This window comes from Anaerococcus vaginalis ATCC 51170 (assembly GCF_000163295.1).
GTDB classification, from domain to species: domain Bacteria; phylum Bacillota; class Clostridia; order Tissierellales; family Peptoniphilaceae; genus Anaerococcus; species Anaerococcus vaginalis.
Genome location: NZ_GG700527.1, coordinates 1,360,685 through 1,382,663, shown reverse-complemented (window position 1 = coordinate 1,382,663; position 21,979 = coordinate 1,360,685). Strand labels below are relative to the sequence as shown.

The window sequence follows — 21,979 nt, the reverse complement described above, 5'->3', positions numbered from 1 at the left end:
TGTGATGAGCATTTGCCTCTTATTTTTTAAAAGGAGATATTATGAAAAAATATATAAGCATAGATATTGGCGGAACAGCTATAAAATATGGACTAATTGATGATAAGGCAAATATTTTAGAAAATTATGAAATCGAAACAAATGCCCAAAAAGGCGGAGACCATATCCTAAATGAAGTTATAAAAATCGTAGAAAATTTTGTAAAGAAAAATCAAAATGACCAAATAATGGGAGTTTGTATTTCAACAGCAGGCGTAGTTGATACAAAAAACGGCTCAATTTATCACGCATCAGACTTAATACCAAATTATATTGGAATAAATTTTAAAAAGGCAATCAAAGAAAAATTTGATCTTCCTTGTCAGGTTGAAAATGATGTGAATTGTGCAGGATATGCAGAATATAAATCTGGAGCATCAAAGGACAGCTCAGTTTGTCTTACTCTTACAATTGGAACAGGAATTGGTGGATGTGGAATAATTGATGGGAAAATAATCCACGGGGCAAATGGTTCAGCTTTTGAAGTTGGATATATTAATATTAGAAATGATAAATTTGAAAATCTGGGCTCAGCAAAAACTTTGGTTGAAAAAGTTGCTAAAGAAAAAAATGAAGATATTTCTTTTTGGAATGGAAAAAAAGTTTTTGAAAATGCAAAAAAAGGCGATGAAATTTGCATAAAGGCAATTGATGAAATGTGTGATGTTTTGGGACTTGGAATTGCAAATTTATCTTATATGTTAAATCCTGATACAGTCGTACTAGGCGGAGGGATTATGGCACAAGAAAAATATTTGAAAAAAAGAATTGAAGAAAAAATTTCCCTATATTTGGAAAAAAGGTTTTTCGACAATATGACCTTAAAATTTGCAAAACACCAAAACCAAGCAGGAATCTTGGGAGCTTATTATAATTTTAGAGATTTGGAAGAAGAAAAATAGGAGAATATTTTGGACTATTATAATAAATCCGTTGTAGAAATAATAGAATCAAATTACGATAATTTTACAGAAGTTGAAAAAAATATAGCAGATTTTTTCATTCACAATAACAAAAGAGAAGATTTTTCCAGCAAAACCATAGCAGAAAAATTATTTGTATCTCAAGCCTCCCTTTCAAGATTTGCACAAAAATGTGGATTTAGGGGATACAGAGAATTTGTTTACCAATATGGGGAAGATTTTGTAGAAAAAAATGAAGATATAAATGGAAATGTAAGCCAAGTTTTAAATACTTACCAAGAATTATTGAACAAAACCTACAGCTTAATCGATGAAAGTCAAATCAAAAAAGTAATAAAATATATAAGCAAGGCTCACAGAGTTGTAGCTTGCGGAAAAGGCTCATCAGGACTTGCAGCAAACGAAATGGAACTTAGATTTATGAGAATTGGAGTAAATATAGATTCCATAACAGATTCTGATCAAATGAAAATGAGAGGAGCTTTTCACGATGAAAATTCTCTAATTTTTGGACTTAGTATAAGCGGAAATACAAGTGAAGTTTTGCTTTTTTTATCACAAGCACACAACAAAAATGCAAAAACAGTTCTTATAACTTCACAAGTTAGAGATTTGTACCAAGATTATTGCGATGAAGTAATCCTTGTTCCATCATTACAACATTTAAACTATGGAAATGCAATAAGCCCACAATTTCCAATTTCTATTATGGTTGATATTTTATATTCATATTTTGTAAAAGAAGATAAAAATATCAAAGAAAAACTTCATGGGGACACATTAAAAGCCTTAGGAACTAAATAATTTGTAAAATATTTAACGCGTAAATTTCTTGACATTTTTCATTTTGAAAATATCCTAAATATAGGAGATTAAAATGATAAGAGAAAAAATTATAGAAAATGTAGGTATTATTTACCTTGATAGACCAGAAATAATCAATTCCTTGAATATGGAAATGGTAAAAGATATAGAAAAGATTTTGAAAAAATGGGAAGATGACAAAAAAATAAAGGCGATTTTATTTGATTCGCTTTGCCAAAAAGGATTTTGTGCAGGCGGAGATTTAAAATCAATTTATTACGATTACCTTTTAAATGATAAATGCAAAAACAAAGACGAATTTTATGAAGAAGAATTTGTTTTAGATAAGTACGTAAAAGATTACAAAAAACCAATTATAAGCCACTATTTTGGAATAGTTATGGGCGGAGGAATAGGACTTACTGTAAATTCAGATTTTATAATTGCAGACGAAAGCGTAAATTGGGCTATGCCAGAAACAAGATTAGGTTTTGTGCCAGACGTTGGAGTCTGCAAACATATTTCAAAACTTCCCCAAGCCCTTGGACAATATCTAGGTCTTTGTGGCGAAAGTTTATCATCATCTGATTTAATAAAATATGATTTGGCAGATATTTATATAAAATCAAAAAATTACGATAAAGTTTTAAATATTTTATTTTCCCTATCAAAAAAATATGATGGAGAAAAATTAATAGAAGAATTAAAAAAACAAACACAAAAATATAAGGTATTAGATACTAATTCAAAAATTTCAAAAAATAAAGAAAAATTAGAAAAATACTTTGCCCATTCAAGCATAGAAGAAATTTTAAAAAGTCTAGAAGAAAATAAAGATGATGATTTTGCCAAAAAAACATTGGAAAATTTAAAAGAAAGAAATCTTTTTATGCTTTTTTTACAATTTGAAAAATATTTTATTTGCAAAAACCTAACCAAAGACCAAGTTTTTGACCTTGACCTAAAAATATTAAAATACGCAAGAAAAACAGGAACAATGAAAGAAGGAATAAGGTCATTAATAATAGACAAAGAAAGTCCAAATTGGAAAGAAAAATCACTAGATCAAGTTTCAGTAGAAAAAATGAAATCCTTGCTAGGAATAGAAAAATTATATAAAGAAAGATAAACTTAGGATAAAACCTAGGTTTATTTTTTTAAAAATTTCTAAGTTGATTTAAAAAAATATAAGTTATATACTAATAAAAATACCAAAAAGGAGAAAGTATGGACGTATTATTAGTAATTGATTTGCAAAATGATTTTGTAGATGGAGCGCTAGGAAACAAAGGCAATGATAAGATTGTAAAACCAATAGAAAATTTAGTAGAAAATTTTGATGGAGAAGTAATTTTCACAAGAGATACACACGATGAAAATTATTTAGAAAGCCTAGAAGGAAGTCATTTGCCAGTAAAACATTGCATAAAAAATTCAAAAGGTTGGCAAATAAGAATTGATACAAAAAATCACAAAATAATTGACAAACCATCATTTGGTTCTTATGAACTTGTAGAATATTTAAAGAAATTAAATGAAAAAGAAAAAATCAAAAATATTTATATGGTAGGAATTTGTACAGATATTTGTGTACTTTCAAATGCCATACTCATAAAAAACGCCCTATTAAATACAGAAGTAACAGTAATAGAAGATTTGTGCAAGGCAACAAACGAAAAAAATCACAAAATAGCTCTAGAAGCAATGAAGTCTTGCCAAGTAAATATCATAGATTCTAAAGGGAAATAAAAATTCAAACTCCCCAAAAATAATTTTTAAAAATCTTATAAAATCGACTTCTAAGTTTTAATGTGCAAAAATAATCTTACTTGGAAATTACTTCAGGTGGGAGTGCACAAGATTTAAAGTGAAAAAGTCAGGGATTCAAGTCCCATATTTTCCAAAAAAATATTTTGAAATCTTGAAAAAATAGGCTTTTGTTATATAATCTAATTAAGAGAAAAACTCTTACAAATCCTTGATTTATTCAAGGTGTTATGGTGAACAAACATGGCAACTGCCAAAAAAAGACAGTAGGGCGAACTACTGTCTTTTTTTTTCACTTGTTTTTGGAAAAATATTTTTTTACAAAAAACAATATCAAACCAACCAACAAGGGAAAAATAAAATTTTCCAATATTATGGCGAACAAACTTATCGCCGCCTTCCGCCTATTAAGTAATAGGCAAAATTATTATATCACAACAAATAAATGAAAATCATTAGCCTTGAAAAAATAGGCTTTTGTGTTATAATTTAGATAAGAGAAGAAAACTCTTGTCAAAAAACCCTTGATTAATTTCAAGGAATGGAACGTGATAAATGTGCAATCACCACAAAAAAAGACAGTAGGTCGGAACTACTGTCTTTTTATTTACTTGTTTTTGGAATAATATTTTTTTACAAAAAATAAAATCAAACCAACCAACAAGGGAAAAATAAAATTTTCCATTAGGAACGTGATCAATCCAATCACCACCTTTCACCTATTAAGTAATAGGCAAAATTATTATATCACAATGAGATTTTATTTTTGAAATTATAAATTAAAAAGTTAAATATTTATTTAAATTAGATTAATCTTGTAAAAAATATGGCATTTATTTGTGAAAAAATTTGTGGATTGAAGAATTTTTTTCCATATTGTATAATAAAACCAATATTATTTTGAGGAGATTAATGATGAAAAATAAAGTGAAAATAATGGTAGGAATTCTTTCTTTGGGATTGATTTTTGGGGGATGTAAAAATGAAAATAGCAAGGAAAATCCTTCATCAGATCCTACAATTGCATATTCTAATAAGAATTCAAATAAATCAAACGAAGAAAAAAATAAAAAATCTGATGTTGACAAAAAAGACCAAGGAAAAGTTGTTGATGGGTCAATAAATTCTGAAATTTTAAAACAAAATTGGAAATACAAAGTTTATTTGCCAAATGGTTATGATGAAAAAAGCGATGAAAAATATCCAGTTTTGTATATGCTCCACGGCTTTGGCGGAAATTCTTCTTCAATTCTTGAAAAATCAAATACAAAAGATATGCTAGATAAAATTATGAAAGATAAAGAAAATAAAATGATTGTTGTCTTTGCTGATGGATTTTCTTCATTTTTTGTAGATAGCGACTATGATAAAAAAATGGAATCTGCTATAAAAGAGGAACTTATAAAAGAAATTGATGGAAAATATAAAACAGATGCAAACAAAACAAAAAGAGCAATCGGAGGATTTTCTGTAGGTGGCTACGGGGCAGCAAGCCTCTCACTAAGAAATCCAGATTTGTTTTCAAAAGCTCTTTTGATTTCCCCAACTCTTTGGGACAAACTTGATGAAGATAGCCTTATTAGGAGAAATTATATGGCGTTTTCAGATGGAAAGCAAATGTGGTCTGATGAAGTTTATAAAGAAAAATTTCCTTCAAATTTTATAAATGAAAATACAAAAGATATTAAATTTTATATTAGAGCAAGCGAAGGCGATTCAAAAATAAACATTGAAGATGTAGAAAAATTCAACAAAGACTTAGAAAAATCTGAAATAAATACACAATTCAAAAAAGACGGCAAAGAATTCGACCACGATTGGGATTATTGGAATAAAATTACAGAAGAATCTTATATGTGGGTTTTGGAACAATTTACTAAATAAATTTTGAAAAATTCTCTTGATTTGAAAAAATTAAGAGAATTTTTTTGTTTGAAAAATTTTTCATAATAATTTTTCATAAAAAATAAAATCATCAAAATTTTAAATTTATATTAATAATTTATTTAAATAACATATCTAAAAAAGATTGACTAAAAAACTATAAAGTTATATAATTAATTATGATTAGAAGTGTGTAAAAATGAAGAAATTCTCACTTTTAGTTTTAAAAAATATAACCAATTTCTTTAATTGATTACACTGAAAAAATTCAAATTTCAAAGCTAATTAAAGAAGAAAAAATATTAATTATAAACAAAAATCAAATTTTCAAAAAGGAGTTATTATGAAAAAGATTTTAAGAAAAATGATGTCATTTGTTATGGCTGTTTTTATGGTTTTACAAGTGATGTTACCAGCTTTTGCAAGCTCATCAAAAGCTGAAGAAGAAAAACCAAATTCTATAAAGGGATTAGAGGAGATGAAAGATGATGACGATGTATATTTTTCAATCCTAAAATCACAGGAAATTTATGACAAAAGCAAAAAGAAAAAGGACGAAAATAAATTTTCTATAGCAATTTCTATGCCCGATACCACTTCGAAATTTAGGCTTATAAAAAGAAATGACCTAAAATTGTATGAAGATGGATATTTCGATACAAACGAAAAGGCTAGCAAGGAATATTGGCGAGTAAAAGATATGCTAAACTCCCAAGGTCTTGACCTTGATTTGGAAATCATAAAAGAAGATGAAGGCTATAAAATTGTAACAAAAGAACAATTAGAAAAGCTTGAAGAAGACGAAGATAAGAATATTTACGGTCAAAATTATTCCTACATAGATTTAAAAATAATGGATGATTTTGATTTTAATGAAAAAGGAATTCAAAAATTATTTGATGAAGATAAATTATTATTTAACTTAGAATTTATCAAATACACAAGCCTAGACCCTAATTTCGAACTATACGAAAAAGACGAAAAGGGAAATTTGAAAATCAAAAACCAAGGGGATCTTTTTGCCCTAATTCGTGAAGATAAAATAAAATTATATAATACAAACTCCTTAGAAGAAGATTACAATAAATTAAAAGCTTACAAAGAAGAAAAACAAACCGAACAACAAAAGGCTCAAGATAAAAAAGAGCAAGAAAATGCTCCAAGCCAAAGCCAAGAAGAAAAAGTACAAGATGAAAAATCTTCTTCTAATAAAGAAAATCTTTCACAAGATAAAAAAGAACAAAAAAACAAAGAAGATACAAAAGAAAACAAGGAAAGCAAAACAGAAGTCCAAGTAGAATCAAAGGAAAATACAAAAGAGAACACAGAAAATAAAGATAAAAAAGATTCTACACAAGAACCAAAAAAAGAAGAACAAAAAGAAGAATCTTCACAAAAAACACAAACACAAGAAAAAAGTGAAGATAAAAAAGAAAAGAAAACTACAGAGAAAAAAGGCTTGTTGCCAAAACTTAGAATGTTATTTTTAGGTCAAGATGAACCAGCAAAGGTACAAGTAAGAGCAAACCAAAATAGAGAAAGTGAACCTAGTTTAGAAAACAATAAATTCACAATCATGACAAGGTTTGAAACATCAAACCAAGCTGGTTCTATACAACCAGGTCAACATTTTGATATAAAACTTGACGATAGGCTAATAGTAAAAGATCCAAAAAGTCTAAAACCAATAACCTACAAAAATGATCAAATAGCAACTCCTTCTTATAATAAGGAAACTAATACAATCACATATAGAATAACAAAACAAATTAAAGATAATGCAAAAATTCCTCTAAATATTGATGTTGATTATAATGTTGCAAAAATTAAACAACTTGATGGAGATGCTAAAAAGCATTTTATACAAAATACAATAAGTGGACCTGGAGTAAAAGAAACAAAATTGCCACAAGTTGTAGTAGATGATAAGGGAAATGTAATAAATACAATTGCAGAACCAGGAAGTCATCAAGTTTTAGAAATTGTAGATCAAGGAGAAGATTACCAAGTATATATGGATGCAAATGGTACTCCTGTTTTGACAGATGGAGAATTAACTGCAATTGATTGGACAGTACATTTTTCAGCAACAAAAGACTTACTGGATTTAGGACTTATTTCAAACGCTACTCTAGTAAAAGGATCAGGTTTAAAAAATTTTGAAAATATTATTTTAAATGGAAAACCTATTGATTCAGATGATATAACAACAAACGAAATCGAAGGAAAATTTGGTATAAGAGAATCCAAAAATCATACCCTAAAAGAGTCAACAAAAGATGTTGTAGTTAATTTCCAAACACCAATAATGGGAAAACAACAAACATACATGATAGACTTTTCAGTTTTACTTAAAAATAGAGGGAAAACTGGTGCAGTAAGATTGCTTTTTGATAAAGGGTATCCTGAACAAAAAGTAAAAGATGATACATCCATTCGTGTAGGAATGAATAATAGAACTACAATAATGGGAGAATTTACAAGCAATGATTCTGCAAAATGGACAGTTACAGATGGAGTATCTACAGGAGATGAAAATCATGGTCTTCCTCTTCAAACAAGAGAATTATCAGGAAAACAAAGCCTAACATCATCAAAAATGGCAGTTTATGGAATAGATACAACAACAGGCAAGATGGTTGAAAAAATTGGAGAAACAGACTTAAATAAAACTATTCCAGAAAAAGAAACAAATCCAAGCGAACCTCAACTTCCAGGAAGAATAGCAGTTTACGAATACAAGACTAATATAGATGAAGACGAAGCAGGATATACATTAGCTGGAGTAAACATAAATAAATATGAAGATGTAAAAGTAAATCAAAGTTGGAATAAACTTGACACCCAAAAAATTCCAGACCAAAAGATTATAGTTGAAGATGAAAAAGGAAATACAATAAAAACAATAGATGTTCCTGGAGAAACAGACTATAAAAGTCAAAGAGATTTGGTACTTGATAAGGTAAAAACATGGAATATTTCTGCTGATGGAAAAGAAGAAAAAATAAATCATAAATTAATTCAAGAATTCCCAGCTGATTTTCAAGAAGGTACAAAAACCTACACCTACACAGAAGTAGCTAATTACCAAAAATCAGATGATAAAGTTCATCATCTTGTAAACTGGATATCAGAAAAAGACGAAAGCATAAATGCAAACTTTACAATAGTAAAAACCGATGCAAAAGATGGAAATAAAAAATTATCAGGAGCAACATTTACATTAGAAAATGCTGATGGAGTAAGAGAAGTTATCACAGATGATAATGGTCAAGCTAGATTTTCAAACGTAAAACCTGGCACTTACGTACTTTCAGAATCAAAAGCACCAACAGGATATAAATTAGACCAAGAAGAAAAAGAAGTTATAGTGTCTAAAAATGGAAAAATATCTGTAAGCGGAAATAATGTAAGTATTACAGGAGGAAAAACACAAACCCAATTTAGAGAACATAATCAAAAACCAAGTTGGCCAGATTATATGAACTCAATGGATTTTGCAAAGATAGATGATAATGGAAATATAACAAGCTACATTTACCTAAAACCAAGAGCAAATTATACCGGAGGTTCAACAAATAGAGATACAAGATTAAATCTAAACGTAAACGGTGGACAAATACAAACAGTAGAAGTATTTGATGTCGACCCATACTATAGAGATAAAATTGTACAAGCTATGAAAGACCAAGGTACAGTTGAAAATGCAGAAAATCTTGGTTCGAGTGTCCTAAACAGAGGCGTAGATGATGATATAACAGCAAATAAAAATGTAAAAGATCCTTATACTGGAAAAACTGGTACACAAATAAAATTTCCTAAACAAAGATTTACAAATGATTGGGGATTTTTGGTAAAAGTCACAGCAACAGGAAATAAATCTACATCAGTATCTTACGATTGGTTGACCGATCCTCCACAAGATACATCAAAAAATGCAAGGATACAAGCAGACGTAAATATTTCGTCAGCCGACGCAGACGACAATGAGAGCATAATAAAAATTCAAAACGAAGAGTTGCCAAAACAGTCTGTAAAAATCATAAAAGTAGATGATGATAGACAAAAAAGAAATCCATTAGCAAACGCAAACTTTGTCCTAAAAGATAAAGAAGGAAAAGTATTAAAAACAGTTATAACAGGCGTAGACGGACAAGCAGATTTTGGAAAACTTCCAGCAGGAACCTATAGAATAGAAGAAGAGAAAGCTCCAAGAAATCACAATGAATCAGATGTTTACTTTGAAGTAAATGTGAGTGAAAATGGATCAGTAAAATATACAGCAAAATTCTTGGATGGAGTTGGAACACCAACTAATGGTATAGATTATTATATAGAAAATAAAGATATTGCTGACACAGGAGAAAAATTAAGAGTATTGAATGCTAGTCAAGAAATGACGCTTCCTGAAGGACCAGGATCAGGTTCTGTAGGATATAAACCAGGTGTATGGGAAGCTTATGAATTTGAATCACTCCACTATCATGCAGAGGCTCGTATAGAAGGAGCAAGACCAGGCTCAGTATTTAAAATACAATTTGATCCTAACTTAAACTTTGTACAATATGTTTATGAAATTCCAGATTTAAGAGATGAAAATGGTCAAGTCATAGCAAAAGCATATTTTGACTACCAAACTAATCTTTTGACTTATATATTTACAGAAAATCAAAAACAAGACTTTGCTAATTTCAAACTAGACATTAATGGAATAATTCCAGATAAATATTGGGCACAATACAGTGGAAAATGGACAGTAACAAATATATTGGATCCAGATGGTGTAGCCCAAAAAAATTCATATACGATAGATGCAGATTATGAATGGTATTGGAATCAAGGACCAGGACCATTAACTGCAAATTACTATACAGATATATATGAAGAAAATGGAGAAAAATATTTTAAAGGAGTATCTTACTACAACGCAGTAGATGAAAAAAAATCGAAAGCGGCAAGGACTTTAAGATACGACTGGATATCAGCAATTCAAAAAGAAAGAGTTCCACGTATGGAAAACTACCCAGCAGATGGACCACCAGCTTATGAATTGGATAATATGCAAATTTACAAAGTATATCCATACAAAGATTACTACAATGGAACTCATGGAAATCCAAAAGATATTGTAAATACAAAATTCAAATACATGCCTTTATCTTATGGTGTACGTCCTGAAAAAAATCCTGAAATATATAACTTAGTGTATTCAAGAGACGATTTTACTTCGTCATTCCAAGATAGACAAAGTAACCTTGCAGTTAGATACAATAAAGATAATATTAAATCATCTGGAACTATAAACCAATATAATCATGCAAGACACCCTCTTGAAATAGATGTGCCAGCAATTTCTAATGCAGATGAAGGTTACGTTATAATGCAAACTTTTAAAGTAACAGACTTTGAAAAATATAAGCAAAGATGGAGACTATATTATATGTCTGATGGTAACAGGCAAACTGCATCTTACCAAAAAGGAAATTATAACTCAGCTGCTGCTAGTCAATCTGGAAAAGAAATACCAAAAACTTATGTTCAAATAGTAAAATTACCAAACTTCCCTTATACTGCTGGTAAGTTTAAAATAAAGAAAACAGACCAATCAACAGGAAAAGATTTAAGAGGAGCAGTATTTACTCTAACTTCAAAAAATGGAAATACAATAAATAGGTCTACAGATAATGAAGGTATAGTAAACTTCACAGAGCTTGCGCCTGGAACATATACTTTAATTGAAAGTAAAGCACCAGAAGGATATAAAAAACTTGAAACAAAATGGCAAGTTATAGTAAACGACGATGGAAATGTAAGAATTACAGAAAATTCTATCACTGGAGTAGGCGGAAGATATGAAGGAAAAGATCTAACAATCCCAGTAAGTAATAAGCCAGCTGGAACAAAGTTTAGAGTTTACAAAAAAGATAATGACGGCAAGGCTCTTCCAGGAGCAAAATTTGCAATAACAGATAAAAAAGAAACTACAACAATAGCAGAAGGAATTTCAAATGCTAATGGTTTAGTTGAATTTAATAAGGAATTGCAAGATGGAACATACGTTCTAAAAGAAATCGAAACTCCAAAAGGATATAAAAAGCTTGATCAAAAATGGGTTCTTGAAGTAAGTGACGGAAAAACAAAAGTTTATACCTATGTTTCAGATTCAACACAAACTGATATAAAATCAATCCTTGCTCAAGGCGGAAATTGGATTAATGTAAAAGGAAGAGATACATCAAAGTTCACAAATTATGATAATAGATGGACAGGCTGGGCAGGAAATAATCAAAACGCACGTTACTTAGGAACAAGAATTATTGCAATAAATGAAGAAAAAAATTACGTTGTTCAAAGATTTATAATAAATCCAGAAGCATCCGAAATTGAAGAAAATACAAAAGTGTCAATCCACAGAGAAAAACCACAGTATGATAATATGACTTGGTATGATGGAGATGCTGAATACAAAGTATTCAAATTAGATAAGCCAGTAACAGGATTAATTTCAGATGTAAGACTTGCAAATTACAATGTAGAAGATATAACAGATGAAGTTAAAAAATCTGAAAAAGCAGAAGCAGGAAGATACGGAGAACCTAACCGTTTGGCAATGACATTGCCTCCTACAAAACAACCTATAGTAGTTGATGTAAAAGTTCCATACAGAAATAAAGATGGTGGAGTTGGTCTTGGATTAGATTGGTACTCAGAAGATAATCAAATTTATTGGAAGAGTGATTACTACGAAAAAGTTTCAGATATCAAAAAATCTGACCCAATAATTGGAGAGGCTGGGAATATAAAAGGAACTTATATTTCAGAGGACTCACTTGATGTAACAAACGAAAAAGAAAGATTCCAATTTAAAGTTAAAAAAGTAAGAAAGCTAGATCCTAATCAAGCAATAGAAGGAGCAACTTTCAAATTAATAGGACCAGATCCTTCACAAGATGAAAGATATATGACAACCGACAAAAAAGGTATGATAACTTTCACAAATCTTGAACCAGGAACATATACTTTGGTAGAAGAAAGCCCTGCTTCAGGTTACGAAAAAGTAGACACAGATTGGACAGTAACAATTACAGCTGAGGGAAAAACTTTTATAAAACAAAATAATCAAAATGCCCAAAATACATCACTTTTAAATTCTAAGTCAGCTAGATCACTTTCCAATAAAGATAATGCAAATGAAGAATTAATAAATAATAGAACATATTATCTAGCAAGAATGGCAAAAGATTCTAGAGATGAAAATGAAGGACTTGAAATTTCTGAAATAAATCCAAGAAATCTTTTGGAAAATGCACAAAGAGCTGAGAGTGATTGGGAAAATATTGATCCAGCTAGGTCTGAAAAGACGCAATTATCAACAATAAAAGCTACCGATGATCCTGGAATAGTTTTAGAAACTAGAATGACAGAAATCAATAAGGTTGATAATAAATTTAAGCAGGTATTCTTGTTTGGAGAATCAAAATTCGCACCTACGACACGTAAAATCCAAATTCACAGTTAACCAGAGGAATTTGACGTTAGAGCCAATAATCCTAAAAAAGCTATAGTAAAAGTGTACACTGTTACAGGATCAAGCTTAGACAATCTAGGAACAAAGACAGAAATAACTAATGTAAGATTTACTCAAGATTTTGTTAAAAATCATTTTAGATTGAAAAACGATTCAATCCCTTCAAGCGTAAAAGGTAATATATTAGTCGAAATAGAAACATACTATGAAGATGGTAAAGGAATAGGTCTAGGTGCAGATTATATTTCTAATACAAGAAGTTCAAGGTATAACACAAACTGGATAGGGGAATCTTACGCAAGTGAAGATAAAATTAACAAAGGCCCAGTTATAACTTATGATTATGTTTGGAAATTTGAAAATGATATTCAACCAAGTACAATTGATGTTCCAGAGCCTGACAAATATGAGGATGAAACTTGGACTGTAGAAGGAAAAGCTGGTAAACTTTATAGAAAATATAAGAGGGAGCTAGCTGATGGCGTTGCAACTGGAAATGAAGAAAAAACAGAAGAAACAAAAGAAGATCCAGCACCAGTTCCTAACGAATATCATCATGGTACAAAGAAAAGACCAGAATCTAGAACAACAAATCCTGTAAGTTTAACAAAAGAAATTCCATTTGATACGATAACAACTGACGATCCTAATTTAAAACAAGGCGAAATAGAAGTTGATGTAGATGGAGAAAATGGACAAGCTGAATATAAATATTCTGTAACATTTGATAGGAAAAATGAACCAGATGCACAAAAACCAGCTGATTGGCCAGAAAATTTGCCAGTGCCAGAAAAACAAGCAGGAGAAAGAATTGCAGCTTATAACATTGAATTTGTAAGAGAGATTAAGCCAAAAGTTGATAAAAAACAACGTCGAGGAACAAGAGTTGACGGTGAAGAATTATTAGATAATACAGCAACAATTACAAATAAACAAACTGGTATAGAATTTAAAATCTTAAAACAAAAATCTTATGGTAAGTATATAAAAGGTGCAAAGTTCACTATTAAAAAATATACAGATAAAACTTACACAACTGTTGATAAAAAATTTGAGGAAGTGACTGCTACATCAGATAAGGATGGTTTGGTAAGATTTATTGATAAAAATGGAGAAGTTGTAAAACTACAAAAAGATGCTTATTATCAAGTAGAAGAAGTGGAAGCCCCAGTTGGCTACAAAAAAATTCCAGCTCCATGGAAGCTCCATGTTATTGAAGAAAAAGGACAATTGATAATTAAATCAACAGGTCCTGAGTACGCACCAGCAAACTATGTTGCAAGTGACAAGGCAAAAGCTGGAGAGAACTTAAATGATTCTAACGCTCAAATAAAATATTCATCAAAAATTACAAATATCGATACTACTCTAGGAACTTATGTTCAAAGAATCTATATTGATACGAGAGGATATACTGGAAATGAAAAAATAAATGTACAAATAAATCCAGTAATAAAAAGAGATGAAAGAGATTATGGTACAGCAGCAGCTCCAACAACAGAAACCGGAGGAGTAAAAACAGCTTATAGAACAACTTATAAAATCAAAAACCCAGATGGCGTAGATATTAATGAAGTATTGAACAAGTACGACATTTCAAATCAAAATGTTTCAATGGTTAATACTGCAAGATGGAGACCATTCGATTGGGGATTTGATGAGGACCAATTAAATATTGAAAAGGGTGTTTATTTTATAGACATTGAAGGATATTTTGATAGAATTCCTAAAAATAGAGATGATATTAAAAAATTAGAAAATATTGATATAAAAATCGACTTCTATGAAGGAGAAAGAAAATTCCAACACCGTGGTGGAGCTGATAAGAACTATGATTTTGTTGATGGCGGTTCTTATCAATTAGGTAACATTAACCTTGGTGTTACAGGTGATACTAATTTTGGTAAAATGAGTACATCAAATAAGGAAGATCCAAATAAAAAAGGAAAATATCCAAATTATTTGAGTAAAGGTTGGTATGATGCTCGTGGAACATGGTGGGATACTGGTAGAATTTATCCTGCAATAGGAGATAAGGTAGGAAAACTTTCATCAGTAACTACAAGTGCAAATATCAATTCATTGTATGAATCTAACAATAGTGAAACTGTGGATAACGAGGGACTACGCATTAACAATGAACAGTCTGATTATAATATAACCTTCTCTAAACATGGTAGAGATGAAGAAGGATTAGATATTAATGATCCGAAAATTACTAAAAATAGACTAGAAGGTGCTGTATTTAAAATTCAAACTTATCTAGGTCCACAATATGGCTGGGAAGATGTTGAAGGAAAATATGTATCATCAGCTTTCAATGGATATTTTGGATTTAGAGGTCTTAAAGAAGGCCGTTATAGAGTTTTGGAAGTAAAGGCACCAAATGGCTACAAACAAATTAAAGATCCAATTATAGACTTCAATATAGAAGTTTCAAAGGAAGATTTAGTAATAACAGATCCAACTACTGGTTACGAAAAAATTATTCCAAAAGGAAATGGATATATTAGAATAAATTACCAAAATAAATCAATTTACCATTATGATGGAAAAGAAACCGACGGTAAACTAATTGACTATGTAACAGCAGCAACTGCTAAGAACATGGGTAAAATTATCAACGAAAAACCTGGAAAAGGTAAAATAAGTGTAAATAAAGTTGATGATAAAGGAAAAAGTTTAAAAGGATTTAGAAATCAAGCAGGCGATTTAATCGGAGCAAAATTCAAACTAACAAGAACGAGTGCGAAGAAAAATGAAAAGGGAGAGCCTGTAAGCAAATCAGAATATACTGAAACTATCGGAGAAGATGGAAATTTAACATTTGAAGGACTTCCTATAGGAAATTATAGGCTTGAAGAAATTGAATCTCATCCAGGATATGTAAAATCTGATAGTGTTTGGAACTTTACAATCGGTGGAGATAAACTTGACCCATACAGTGGACCTATTCAAAGAACTGGGAAAAATCTTACTGACTCAATAGAAATGACTGATTCAAGTATAGAAATTCTTAGACCGCACAAGCAAAAGGGAGATAATACTACAGGAAATGATGAAATAAGACCTCATCTTGGTCAAAGTATGTTATTTGAAAATAAATTCAAACCAAAGGATGGACTTGATATTAATCCTGGAGATTATTTTGTATTAAATCTTAGTGACAATATTGATCTATGGGGAATATTGAGAAATGAAAATAAGAATATAGATATTTTTGCTGATGGAGTTGGTACAATAGCAAAAGGAGAGTATGACAGAGAAAATAATAGAATAATTTATACTTTCACTGATTATGCTAGACAATTTGAATTGATAGAATTTTCAAATGCTTTAACAGCCCACATTAACTTATATAAAGTTCAAAATTCTTCTACTCAAAAACTTGGAATGAGAGTAGGAAATGATACTAAAAATTATAAGAACATGCGAGTAACTTATGATCCAGAAATGGCTGAAAATATAGTAGGTAATACACATCTTAATATGGCATCAAAGATAACAAGCTTTGATGTAAAAACTGGTAAGTTTGAACAATACTTCTACATTAACAAGCTAAGAAAAACATCTGGTCCATTGAATTTCTATTATAGACCAAATCAATTAGTTACAAATTTGGAAATAGAAACACAAGCATTGAATAATAATTCTGGTCAAAATATTAACTTATACATGCCTGAATCTTTTGGAGTTAATGATAACAGCCCAGGAACAACTAAGTATCATAAAGCTTATTGGGAGAGTGTTGCTCAAGGTGGAAGTGCAAATTATCGTTTAGAAAGCTCAAATGTTAGCCAAAATGATTCTTATATTGTAAAAGTCACAGGATATTTAAAGGTTGGAGAAGAAACTGATTATGAATCAACAGTATATCTTGAAGATGCTATAACAAGATATTATGTACAAAGAGTTAATAGTATTTACGTCTTTAAACAAAAAAATACAGGAGAAGCTAAGTTTAGTATAAAAGCTATAAATAAACCTAACAAAATACTATTTAAAAAGGTTGATTCAAAGAAAAATCCATTAAAAGGTGCAACTTTTGGTTTGTACAAAAAAGATACAAAAGATGGACTCTTTAAGTATGTCAATGGTTTTGATAAACAATCACAAGAAGATGGAACATTTGGATTTGATCATCTTGAAGAAGGAGATTATCAAGTGCAAGAATTTAATCCACCTATTGGTTATAAAAAAATTGAAGGTGCTGTTTACGAGTTTACTGTTGAAAAAACTGGTAGAATTGTAAGAAAAATAGTCAAAGAAGATGGAAGCGAACAAGTTGAAGAAATAAGTTCTACTGTTCCAATCGAAATTGTAAATCTTAAAGAGCAAATAATTAAGTTTAAGAAAACTGACCAGGATGGTAAACAACTTGCTGGTGCAGAATTTGAGCTTTATTATAAAGAAAATCCAGATGCAGATTACGAAAAAGATAAATTCGTCTTATACAAAGAAAATAATGGTAAGGGAAGAATATTCTTGAAAAAATCTGAAAAAGCTCCGCTAGGTTATACAAAGTCAGATGATAATATTCTAAAATCAGGAGATGATGGACTTATAGAATTTAAATTCTATGAGAATGGCTACTATGCACTAAAAGAAGTTAAAGCTCCAGATGGATATTCAAAAGTTGATGGTTTTGTAAGAGAATTTGCTATAATTGATGGAAAACTTAGAGTAAAATCACAAGCAAGTGTTGGAAATATTAAAAAGGATGAAAAATCTACAGATGCTAATGATACAGTAGCTTATGCTACACTAACAAACAGAACTACTTCAGGTCTTGGATTGTTAGAAATGTATTATGTAATAAATCCAAATAACGAAGAAAAAACTTACTCTGATAACGATAAATTTATAATCGACTACATCAATAATACAGATAACAGATCTGGAAACGTAGAGGTTTATAGACTTAAAAAAGGAGAAAAACCATCAGATAAGACAAAAGCTGATGCGAATATAGCTGCTAATTTACCAACAGAATTTGAAGGTAAGAGAGTAGAATTTAGTTTGAAAGAACTTGCAAGAGCTGAAAAATCTTCTGATAAGATTGTAATAAAGGTAAATGCACTAGACTATGGTGTAGCTAGAAATGATGAAATAAAAACAAGCTTAATTGCAAATGGAAAAACAGTTGAAGCTATGTATAGTTTTAATTCTGGAAGAATTCCAGCTAATTTACAAGCTTTACTTGATAACATAGAAAAACAAAAACAAAATGATGAAAAATCTTATGTTTATGTAGACTATGTTGAGCCAAAGGCAGATAATTCTGATGTAATGCAAATTATTAATAGGAAAGTATCTCTTCCAATGACAAATGGTATTAGAGCTTGGATTGGATTTACAATTATAGGACTTGTTCTTATGATTCTTGCGGCTTATTATTACAACAAAAAGAAAAACAAAGCGCTAGAAATTGAAAAAAATTAATAGCAAAAATTAAAATTTAATTTATAAATTTTAAAAGTTTTAACTGACTTTATTTTGAGTTTTTCTCAAATTAGAGTCAGTTTTTTTGTATAAAATTTAAATTTATATTGGTTAGTTTTGGGTAAGTATTTACTAGAGAAAAAAAGGAGGATTTATGTTAGATTTTACTTATAATATTCCAACAAAAATACATTTTGGCAAAGACGCTCTTGATTTTGTGGGCGAAGAAGTTAAAAAATATTCTGATAAGGTGCTTATCACTTATGGTGGTGGATCTATTAAGAAAAACGGAGTTTATGATAAGGTTATTAGTGAGCTTAAAAATTCTGGAGTTGAAATTTTTGAGCTTTCTGGAATTGAACCAAATCCTAGGATTGATTCTGTAAGAGAAGGGGTCAAAATAATTAAGGAAAATAATATTGGGGCAATTCTTGCTGTTGGAGGTGGATCTACAATTGATGCGTCAAAATTTATGGCAGCAGGTGCTTGTGCAGATTTTGATCCTTGGGAATTTATTTCAAAAGGAAAACCAATGAGCCCTGCAATTCCACTTTTATCAGTTCTAACCATGGCTGCAACAGGCTCTGAAATGGATAATGGTGGGGTTATAACAAATCCTCAAACAAAAGAAAAACTTTCATCAGGTCACGAAGATACCAGACCAAAAGTTTCATTTTTAAATCCAGAAATTACTTATTCTGTAAGTAAATTCCAAACAGCTTGTGGTTCTAGCGATATTTTATCTCACATTTTTGAATCCTATTTTAATGTTGATGATTCAATGTTTATGCTTGATAGAATTATGGAATCTTTGATGAAAACTGTAATAAAATACGGTCCAATTGCCATGAAAGATCCTAAAAATTATGAGGCAAGGGCAAATCTTATGTGGGCATCATCTTGGGCAATCAATGATTTTATTGCAAATTCTGCAAAGGCATCTTGGACAGTTCATCCAATAGAACACGAACTTTCAGCCTTTTATGATATAACCCATGGACTTGGTCTTGCAATTTTAACACCAAGATGGATGGAATATGTTTTGAGTGAAAAAACTGTTCATAAATTCTATGATTTGGGAGTAAATGTTTTTGATATTGACAAAAATCTTGAACAAATGGAAGTTGCAAAAAAAGCTATAGAAAAAACAAAAGAATTTTTCTTTGAAAGTCTTGGACTAGATTCAAATTTAAGAAAAATAAATATAGACGATGAATATTTTGAACAAATGAGCAAAAAAGCCTGTGGCAAAAACGGCAAAATAAATGGTTTTGTAGAACTTAAACCTGAAGATGTGAAAAAAATTTATCAAATGTGCCTTGAGGATTAATAATTTGAAAAATTTTAATAGTAATTTAAAATCAAATAATAAATAATTTTTAATACTAAACACCCTACAAAAAGGGTGTTTTAAATTGCTTATTTTTGTGTTTTCTTATAAAATATAAGAGGTGAAAAAATATGAGAGAATTTAGTAATGAATTAAGAAAAATAGTTATAAAAGTAGGTTCTTCTTCTGTAAGCCATGAAAATGGTGGGGTTGATATTGAAAGAATTGAGGATTTGGCTAAGGAAATTGTAAATTTGGAAAATAAGGGCATTAAGGTGATTTTGGTTTCATCTGGTGCGATTGCAACTGGGGCAAACAGGCTTTCTATAAAAAGGCCTAGAAATGATATTAGCAAAAAACAAGCCACAGCTGCCGTTGGGCAGGTTACTTTGATGAATACTTTCCTCAAAGCTTTTGCGGAATATGGGTATTCTATCGGGCAGATTCTTCTTACAAGAATGGTTGAAACTAACGAGGTTATGAATTTTAATGCCAAAAATACTATAAATGATTTGTTGGAAATGGGAGTTATTCCGATTGTAAATGAAAATGACACGATTTCTACTTACGAAATTGATTTTGGGGACAATGATACCCTATCATCTGTTGTTGCAAAATTGGTTGATGCTGATTTGCTTATGCTTTTGTCAGATATTGACGGGCTTTATACAGATGACCCTAGAATTAATAAGGATGCAAAATTAATCAAAGAAGTTAATGTGATTGATGAAAAATTAAGGTCAATGGGTAAGGATTCTTATTCAAATCTTGGAACAGGTGGGATGGCGACAAAAATTAATGCAGCTAACCTTTGTATGGAAAAGGGAATTGATACGGTAATTGCAAATTCAAAAGATTTGAAAAATATAAGAAGAATAGTGAAAGGAGAGGAAATTGGAACAATCTTTAAAAGAAAAATTGATTAAAATGGGCGAGCTTTCCAAAAAAGCAAAAAAAGATTTTGTAAAGCTTTCAACAAAAGATAAAAATAAAATTTTAGAAAATATAAAAATTTCCATGGAAAAAAACAGGAAAAATATTCTTGAAGCAAACAAAAAAGACTACGACAAGGGGATTTCCAATAATATGGCAGAAGGTCTTCTTGATAGGCTAAAACTTGATGATGAAAGAATTGATTCAATGATTTTATCAATTGATCAAATGATAAAACTTCCTGATCCAATTGGAAAAATGACTGATGTGAGAACTCTTGAAAATGGACTTTTGATTGGGAAAAAATCAGTTGCAATCGGAGTTTTGGCAATGATTTATGAGGCAAGGCCAAATGTAACTTTGGATGCGTCAATTCTTGCCATAAAATCTTCAAATTCTATAATCTTAAGAAGTGGAAAAGAGGCAATAAATTCTTCACTTGCCATTGCAAGTGCAATAAGAGAAGGAATAAAAAACACAGGTTTTGATGAAAATATTGTTCAAATAATTGACGATACAAGTAGGGAATCATCAACTGAGCTTATGAAATTAAACGGATATGTAGACTTGTTAATCCCAAGAGGTTCAGCATCTTTGATAAATGCAGTTGTAAAAAATGCAAGTGTACCAACCCTTGAAACGGGAGTGGGAAATTGCCATTTGTATGTTGATAAGTATGCAGATATAGAAAAAGCATTGAAGATTTTCGAAAACGGCAAAACCCAAAGAATCGGCGTGTGCAATGCCCTTGAAAGTTTAGTCGTTCACAAAGACATCGACCAAAGTTTTTATGATGGATTAAATAAAATCGTAGAAAAATATAAATTAAAAGTTCACGCTTGTAAAAATACAATAGGAAAAATAAAGGGAGCAATTCCTGCAAGTGAAAAAGATTATGGGAAAGAATATTTGGACTACGAATTTTCAGTAAAAGAAGTAGAAAATATAGATTGTGCAATTGACCACATTTACAAATATTCCACAGGCCATTCAGATGCAATAATTACAGAAAAAATAGAAGAAGCAAACAAATTTATCCAAGAAGTAGACTCAGCCTGCGTTTACGTAAACGCCTCAACAAGATTTACAGACGGTTCAGAATTTGGATTTGGAGCAGAAATAGGAATCTCAACCCAAAGACTTCACGCAAGAGGACCAGTAGGATTAAATGAGCTTACAACTTATAAATATGTGATTTTGGGAGAAGGGCAAGTTAGGGAATAATCTTTTTAAAGATTATTTTAGAAATTTGATTTTTATTTTAGAATAAATTATTTTATTTAGTTAATACTTCGTAATGTTAGGGCGGAGGAAATGGGGGAGTTTCGA

Annotated in this window: 10 protein-coding genes; all 10 read left to right on the top strand. The window is 30.2% G+C overall.

Translation table 11 applies throughout. The features are described from left to right. Window positions 1–41 precede the first annotated feature (41 nt). Window positions 42–941 (top strand): ROK family protein, encoded by a 900-nt coding sequence (locus tag HMPREF0078_RS06485; RefSeq protein ID WP_004839342.1) that lies wholly within the window; start codon window positions 42–44, stop codon window positions 939–941. Window positions 942–950: 9 nt separating this feature from the next. Continuing rightward, window positions 951–1,766, top strand: coding sequence for a MurR/RpiR family transcriptional regulator (locus tag HMPREF0078_RS06480; protein WP_004839341.1), 816 nt, complete (start codon window positions 951–953; stop codon window positions 1,764–1,766). A gap of 73 nt (window positions 1,767–1,839) precedes the next feature. After that, window positions 1,840–2,895 (top strand): enoyl-CoA hydratase/isomerase family protein, encoded by a 1,056-nt coding sequence (locus HMPREF0078_RS06475; protein ID WP_004839340.1) that lies wholly within the window; start codon window positions 1,840–1,842, stop codon window positions 2,893–2,895. Between the two features lie 98 nt (window positions 2,896–2,993). Next, window positions 2,994–3,515, top strand: coding sequence for a cysteine hydrolase family protein (locus HMPREF0078_RS06470; RefSeq protein ID WP_004839339.1), 522 nt, complete (start codon window positions 2,994–2,996; stop codon window positions 3,513–3,515). Window positions 3,516–4,448: 933 nt separating this feature from the next. Next, complete coding sequence (locus HMPREF0078_RS06465) at window positions 4,449–5,417, top strand: alpha/beta hydrolase (protein ID WP_232618469.1); 969 nt, start codon at window positions 4,449–4,451, stop codon at window positions 5,415–5,417. A 343-nt stretch (window positions 5,418–5,760) separates the two neighbouring features. Continuing rightward, the gene (locus HMPREF0078_RS06460) at window positions 5,761–12,936 is read left to right on the top strand and encodes a SpaA isopeptide-forming pilin-related protein (protein ID WP_004839335.1); all 7,176 of its coding nucleotides are present in this window, start codon (window positions 5,761–5,763) and stop codon (window positions 12,934–12,936) included. A gap of 51 nt (window positions 12,937–12,987) precedes the next feature. Continuing rightward, window positions 12,988–18,387 (top strand): SpaA isopeptide-forming pilin-related protein, encoded by a 5,400-nt coding sequence (locus HMPREF0078_RS06455; RefSeq protein WP_004839334.1) that lies wholly within the window; start codon window positions 12,988–12,990, stop codon window positions 18,385–18,387. 154 nt (window positions 18,388–18,541) lie between these two features. Further along, a complete protein-coding gene (locus HMPREF0078_RS06450) occupies window positions 18,542–19,717 on the top strand; it encodes an iron-containing alcohol dehydrogenase (protein ID WP_004839333.1) in 1,176 nt (391 codons plus the stop codon). A 131-nt stretch (window positions 19,718–19,848) separates the two neighbouring features. Further along, entirely contained in the window at window positions 19,849–20,643 is a 795-nt protein-coding gene (gene proB / locus HMPREF0078_RS06445) for a glutamate 5-kinase (RefSeq protein ID WP_004839332.1), read from the top strand. Next, window positions 20,612–21,874: a glutamate-5-semialdehyde dehydrogenase gene (locus HMPREF0078_RS06440; RefSeq protein WP_004839331.1), complete on the top strand. Its 1,263-nt coding sequence runs from the start codon at window positions 20,612–20,614 to the stop codon at window positions 21,872–21,874. The genes proB and HMPREF0078_RS06440 overlap by 32 nt, the downstream gene beginning before the upstream one ends. Window positions 21,875–21,979: the final 105 nt, after the last annotated feature.

Coding starts and splice junctions, on each gene's coding strand:
- HMPREF0078_RS06475 (WP_004839340.1), top strand. CDS start 1,840: ATGATAAGAGAAAAAATTATAGAAAATGTAGGTATTATTTACCTTGAT.
- HMPREF0078_RS06470 (WP_004839339.1), top strand. CDS start 2,994: ATGGACGTATTATTAGTAATTGATTTGCAAAATGATTTTGTAGATGGA.
- HMPREF0078_RS06485 (WP_004839342.1), top strand. CDS start 42: ATGAAAAAATATATAAGCATAGATATTGGCGGAACAGCTATAAAATAT.
- HMPREF0078_RS06460 (WP_004839335.1), top strand. CDS start 5,761: ATGAAAAAGATTTTAAGAAAAATGATGTCATTTGTTATGGCTGTTTTT.
- HMPREF0078_RS06450 (WP_004839333.1), top strand. CDS start 18,542: ATGTTAGATTTTACTTATAATATTCCAACAAAAATACATTTTGGCAAA.
- proB (WP_004839332.1), top strand. CDS start 19,849: ATGAGAGAATTTAGTAATGAATTAAGAAAAATAGTTATAAAAGTAGGT.
- HMPREF0078_RS06465 (WP_232618469.1), top strand. CDS start 4,449: ATGAAAAATAAAGTGAAAATAATGGTAGGAATTCTTTCTTTGGGATTG.